Consider the following 5,889-nt stretch of genomic DNA (forward strand, 5'->3'; position numbering starts at 1 on the left):
CAGGATGGTGCGGCAACGCTCGAAGTAGCGCTGACCCTCCTCGGTCAACGCCAACCGGCGCGAGCTGCGCTGCAGCAGCCGCACGCCGAGCCCAGCCTCCAGCCGCGCCAGCCGCTTGCTGCCCACCGCCGGTGAAAAACCAAGCTCCCGGCCAGCGGCGGACAGGCTGCCGGCCAGCACGCTCTGCACAAAAAGCCGCATGTCAGACAGATCGGCCATGCGCGATGTCACCTTTCATCTTTCTCGAATTGGAACAGCTGCCGCAACAGCTTGAGCCATTTTGATCCAGGGCCGAAAAGACGACGATGCGGGCATGTCAAACGTCCTGCCCCGCCACGGGCTTCTTCCCGCCATGAAAAACCTTGCCCGCACCCTGCTTGCCACGTCGCTGACCGCACTGAGCGCCTGTCACGCCGCGCACGCCGCCGAAGCCTTGCCAGAGCCAGCCTCGCTGGTGGTGGACCGTTCATTGCCAGCCGCCCAGCGCGACGCGATGGCGCTGGCCGCACGCCGCTACTACGCGTTCTGGAACACCGGCGAGGCGCCCTATGCCCAGGCCGCACTGTCGCCTGCCTTCATCGACCGGAACCTGCCAGCCGGCCGGCCGCAAGGCCCGGAAGGGCCGCTGTTCGCTTCGCAGCAGTTCCGCGCCGCGGTGCCGGACCTGCGCGCCCAGGTCGAGGAAATGCTGCTGGTGGGCGACCGCGTGGTGGGCCGGCTGCGCTTCACCGGCCACTTCAGCGGCCGCTTGGGCAGCGGTGCGAATGCGCGGCAAGGCGATGGCCGCGCGATCGACTTCATCGCCACCGACATCTACCGCATCGAGTCGGGCCAGATCGCCGAGAACTGGCACCTCGAGGACAACCTCGGCTTGCTGCAGCAACTGGGCGTCGTGCCGCGTTGACCCGCTCGGCACGGGCCCTTCCTCCGGACCGCATCACGCGACCGGAGGAAAGAGGCATCTCAATTGACGATCACGGCAGCGACGGATTGTTCTCGGCGAAATACTCGTGGCTGTCGGCGTTGTCCAGCGCCTTGGTCGGGTTGGTCTTGGCAAGCCGCGCGGCCTTGGTCTGGCCGTAGGCCCAGTCGTCGGTTCCGGCAACCACGGTGAAGTGTGACATCTCGTGCACCAGCGTGCCGCCCTTGGAGTCGGTGCCGGTCATCGGGGCGCTCCAGAACGCGCCGCACAGGTAGATCTTGTACGGCTGATTGGCATAGACATAGGCATAGGTGCCGCTGTCGTTGCAGGAGCAGTCCAGCGTCAGCGGCTGGGTCGTGAAGGCGCTTGTCTCGTTGGTGAAATGGCTCTTCGCGGTGTTCCAGCCGGACGACGAGTAGGTGCCGAACCACTTGACGTAGCGCTGCGTGGCCGAAGGCGTGCCGCTCAGGTAGGTCGTGGTGTTGGTCGCGTAGGTGGTGGCGGCGCTGACGGCGCTGACCAGCGTGCTCTTTTCGGTCGAGGTGCAGGCCCCCGTGTAGCTGATGCTGGCCAGGTGGGCACGGCCGAGCAACTCGTCGGTCTGCGCCTGCACGGCTTCTTCGGGGTCGATGAACGCGGCTTGCTCGGCGCTGCGGCCCTGCGTCCACAGCTCGGCCGGTGCGGTCGATGCGAAATCGACGGCGCCCTGGCGCAGGCCGCCGCCGACGTATTCGATGCGGTAGTGGCCGTTGCCCAGCGCGTAGTCGCGGCTCAGGTCCACGGTGTAGCTCAGCGAACCGCCGGCCGGCAGCGCGACGAAGTCCTTGGCGGTGGGCGCGGCGCGCTTGACCAGCGGGCCGACGTAGGCGGCCGGCGTGCCGTCGTCCTGCAGCACGCGGAACAGCGGACCTTGCAGGTGCTTCGAAGGCAGCTGCGACTTCAGCACCTTCACATCATGGCCGGTGGTATTGGTGACGGTGACGTGCACCGCGACCTGGCTGTCGCCCTGCACGACCGCGCTGTCCAGCGAGAGCTGCACGTCCAGCACTTCGCGTGCGGCGGCCGAAGCGCCGGCGGCCACCAGCATCGCTGCCACGATGGTGCTGGTCTTGAACATCCCTTTGACGATCCTTTTGGAAACTTTTTGCACTGGGTTCTCCGAGTGTGTGTGTCGACGATGGGGACGCCGCCGTCTCTTGAACGGCAGCGGCGCAAATTTAGGAGCGCCACCCGCCAGGGACATCGGGTGCAACCCTTTGAGGCCGGTGCGCCACGGCCCTTGAGAGCCGCCGATTTGCGCCAGCTGTCTAGCAATAGCCGAGCCCAAACAGGGCGCCGAAAGCCCCGCCTACCCAAGCTAGGGGGATGGGGCTATTTCGCGCCGGCCGCGGCCTTGCTGGCCCGCCCGGTGGACGCGCGCACCACCAACCTCGGCACCGAGGCTTCGCGCAGCGGCGGCTGGCCGCCGGGCGTGCCGGTCTCGCGGATCATCTGCGTGATCAGCTCCACGGCCAGTTCGGCCGACTCGTCGATGGGCACGGCCACCGTGGTCAGCGCGGGCCGCACCTGGTGCGCCAGCGCGATGTCGGTGATGCCGATGACCGAGAGGTCACCGGGCACGTCCAGCCCGACCTCGGCAGCGGCCTGCAGCACGCCAAGCGCAGGCAGGTCGTTGGACGCGAAGACGGCCGTCAGGTCCGGCACCGCGGCCAGCAGCGCGTGGCCGGCGTTGCGGCCTGCGTCGATGGTGTCGTGGCCGAACACGGTATGGCCTTCTGGCAGTTCCAGGCCCGCCCGCTTCAGGCCCTCCAGAAAGCCGCGGTAGCGCCAGATGTGGTTGCCGCTCAGCTCGCTGCCCATCACCACGCCAATGCGCCGGTGGCCCAGCTTCACCAGGTGCTCGGCGGCGATCATGCCGGCGCGGAAGAAGTCCACCGCGACGCTGGGCAGCGGCGGCGGCTGGTCCGGCTTCTCCCACATGCACAGCACGACCGGCACGCCACGCTCGCGCAACTTGACCAGTTCGTCGATCTGCACGAAGTCGGCGTTCATCACCAGCACGCCGCGCGCCAGCGAACCGGCGACAGCGTCCAGGTAGGCGCGCTCCTGCTCGGGGTCGTCGTTGGTGTTGCAGACGATCAGGAAATAGCCAAGCTTGCGCACCGCGCGCTCGACCGCCAGCGCAAACGCCGGGTAGAACGGGTTGGCAATGCTGGAGACCATCAGCGCCACGGTCTGCGGCTGGCCCTCGGCCAGCGCGCGCGCCGTCAGGTTGGGCCGGTAGCCCAGCTCGCGCACGGCGGCCAGCACCCGCTCACGGGTTTCGACACTCACCTTGCCGCGCTCGCGCAGCACGTTGGACACCGTGGCCGCGGTGACGCCGGCCTTGCGGGCGACTTCAGCCAGCGTGGTCATGCGGGAAACAGCGAGAAGAAGGGTTCATGCGGGGCAGGATAAACGACTGGATACAAACTCATCCTTTCACCGAGCCAGAGGTGAGGCCCGAGACCAGCCAGCGCTGTGTGACCAGGAACAGCAGCGTCAGCGGCAGGCCGGCGAGGATGGCGGTGGCGGCGAAGTCGCCCCAGAGGTAGCGCTGGTTGAACAGGAACAGGCGCGATCCGACGGCCAGCGTCAGCTTGTCCTCGTCGTGCATCAGCACCGAGGCGATGGGGTATTCGATCATGCCGCCGAGGAAGGCCAGCACAAAGACGACCACCAGGATGGGCAGCGCCATCGGCAGCAGCACGTAGACAAAGGCCTGCAGCGGCGTGGCACCGTCCACCGCGGCGGCCTCTTCCAGTTCGCCGGGCACGCTGTCGTAATAGCCCTTGATCAGCCAGATGTGCTGGGCCACGCCACCGGTGTAAGCCAGCGCCAGGCTCCAGTGGCTGTTCAGGCCCAGCCAGGGCACGGCTTCGCCAATGCGGTCGAACAGCGCGTAAATGGCCACCAGCGCCAGCACCGAGGGGAACATCTGCAGCAGCAGCAGGCCGTTCAGCGTGGCGTCGCGCCCGCGAAAGCGCATGCGCGCAAACGCATAGGCGCTGGTGATGGACAGCAGCAGCGAGACGGTGGCCGAGATGCCGGCCACCTTGAACGAGTTCAGGATCCACTGCAGCACCGGGAACGGCGGGTGGATCATCTGCCCGTCCGCGTCCTGGTAGGACATGCCCAGCGCCAGCTTCCAGTGCTCGAAGCTGATCTCCGGCGGGATCAGGTGCCCGCCGGCGAAGTTGCCCGGCCGCAGCGAGATCGACAGGATCATCAGGAAGGGCGTGATGGTCAGGCCGATGAAGGCCAGCAGCGCCACGTGCATGCCCAGCACGCGCCAGCGCTGGGACTTCTTCAGGACGATGGCCATGAATAAGTTACCTCAATTGGTCAACGCGGATCGCGCCCGACCTTGAACAGCTTCAGGTTCACGACCGCCAGCGTCGCGACCATCAGGAACACGATGGACGAGATCGCGCAGGCCAGCGCATAGTTCTGCCCCGAGTCCTGGAAGGCGATGCGGTAGGTGTAGGACGCCAACAGGTCGGTGGCGCCCACCGGCACGGCGGTGTCGAGGTAATCCGGCGCGCCATTGGTCAAGAGCGCGATCAGCGTCAGGTTGTTGAAGTTGGTCGCAAACGACGCGATGAGCAGCGGCGCGATGGGCCGGGCGATCAGCGGCAGCGTGATGCGGAAGAAGTTGGTCAGCGGCCCGGCGCCGGCCAGCGCCGAGGCTTCGTACAGCTCGTCCGGGATCGCCTTGATCAGGCCCATCGAGAGAATCATCATGTACGGATAGCCCAGCCAGGCGTTGACCAGCAGCACCATGCTGCGCGCCAACGTCGCGTCCGAGAACCAGCCGGGGCGGATGCCGAACAACTGGTCCAGCACCAGGTTGATCTCGCCGAGGTTCTCGTTGAACAGGCCGCGGAACACCGGGATGGAAATGAAGGCCGGCACCGCATAAGGCAGGAACAGCATCAGCCGGTAGAAGTTGCGCCCGCGCAGCGCGTCCCAGTTCAGCGCGACTGCCAGCACCACGCCAATGGCGAAGGTGAACAGCGTGTTGAGGGCGGCGAAGCTCACCGTCCACGCGAACACGCGCAGGAAGGGTTCGAGGAAGCGCTGCTCGGTGAAGATGCGCACGTAGTTGTGCCAGCCCACAGAAGCGCGAAAGCCGGGCTGCAGCGTCTTTCCGTCGGCCCGCTGCCAGTAGCCTGCCGCCCAGTTGGCCTGGATGCGCACGCCGTCGGCGTTATCGGTGAGCGTGCCGTCGGCGTTGCGGGTGTAGGCCGGGCGGCTGGCGGCGAAGCGGCGCAGGCTGCTCTGGTGCAGCTCGGTGCCGTCCGGCAGCTCGGCGGTGACCTGCTTCAGCGCTTCCTGCAGCGCGATCACGCGCTTGAGCGGCAGCGCGGTGCCGGCGGGCTCGTCGGCCACCGTTTCGGCCTTGACGCGCTGCGCGGCACCTGGTGCAAACGACGCGCTCAAGTAGTGCTGGCCGGCCTCATCGGTAAAGGCCAGGCGGTAGCGGTTGGCATCTTCCAGCAGCTTGAAGTCCAGCCCGGCGCCGTCGCTGTTGCTGCGGCTCAGTAGCACTTCGGTGGCACGCTCGAAGGTAAGCAGGTGGTCCGAGCTGTAGTTGGTGAAGCTGATCGCCACCGTGTAGCCCATGGGCACGACGATGAAGACCAGCGCTGCCAGCAGGCCAGGCACCACATAGCGCCAGGCGTAGAAGCGCGGCGACAGGTAGATGAAGACCGCCACGCCCAGCACCGCCAGCACGCCAGCGGCCGCGGCCGGCTGGTGCGCAGCCAGCAGCAGCACGACGATGGCCAGCGCTGCCAGCAATGCCAGCACACCCAGCAGCGCCACCACCGCATGCAGCCGGCTGAAGCGAGGCGAAGGGACTTCCACCTTGCGCATGCTCAGCGCAGTCATGGCCGGGCTGCCAGGCGCCGCAGTGCGAGGCCGTC

General features: G+C 67.2%; 6 protein-coding genes. 1 reads left to right on the plus strand and 5 read right to left on the minus strand.

What is annotated here, in order from left to right:
- A partial coding sequence (locus FKP22_RS18740; protein WP_141289215.1) for a LysR family transcriptional regulator occupies window positions 1-219 on the minus strand: 219 nt, incomplete at its 3' end.
- A gap of 133 nt (window positions 220-352) precedes the next feature.
- Here FKP22_RS18740 and FKP22_RS18745 point away from each other — a divergent pair.
- On the plus strand, window positions 353-904 hold the full coding sequence (locus FKP22_RS18745; protein WP_141289217.1) for an ester cyclase: 552 nt from the start codon (window positions 353-355) through the stop codon (window positions 902-904).
- 70 nt (window positions 905-974) lie between these two features.
- Here FKP22_RS18745 and FKP22_RS18750 read toward each other — a convergent pair whose 3' ends face one another.
- The 4 genes from FKP22_RS18750 to malF form a co-directional block, all read right to left on the minus strand.
- A complete protein-coding gene (locus FKP22_RS18750; protein WP_141289219.1) occupies window positions 975-2,039 on the minus strand; it encodes a M35 family metalloendopeptidase in 1,065 nt (354 codons plus the stop codon).
- Window positions 2,040-2,293: 254 nt separating this feature from the next.
- Window positions 2,294-3,337 carry a LacI family DNA-binding transcriptional regulator gene (locus tag FKP22_RS18755; RefSeq protein WP_141289221.1) on the minus strand — a complete coding sequence of 348 codons (1,044 nt, stop codon included), beginning with the start codon at window positions 3,335-3,337 and terminating at the stop codon, window positions 2,294-2,296.
- Between the two features lie 58 nt (window positions 3,338-3,395).
- Window positions 3,396-4,286: a maltose ABC transporter permease MalG gene (gene malG / locus FKP22_RS18760; protein WP_141289223.1), complete on the minus strand. Its 891-nt coding sequence runs from the start codon at window positions 4,284-4,286 to the stop codon at window positions 3,396-3,398.
- A gap of 20 nt (window positions 4,287-4,306) precedes the next feature.
- The coding region (malF, locus tag FKP22_RS18765; RefSeq protein WP_310733349.1) for a maltose ABC transporter permease MalF at window positions 4,307-5,889 on the minus strand (1,583 nt) is incomplete at its 5' end.

Origin of the sequence: Ideonella azotifigens, from assembly GCF_006519715.1 — a bacterium.
In the GTDB taxonomy this organism is placed as follows: domain Bacteria; phylum Pseudomonadota; class Gammaproteobacteria; order Burkholderiales; family Burkholderiaceae_C; genus Ideonella; species Ideonella azotifigens.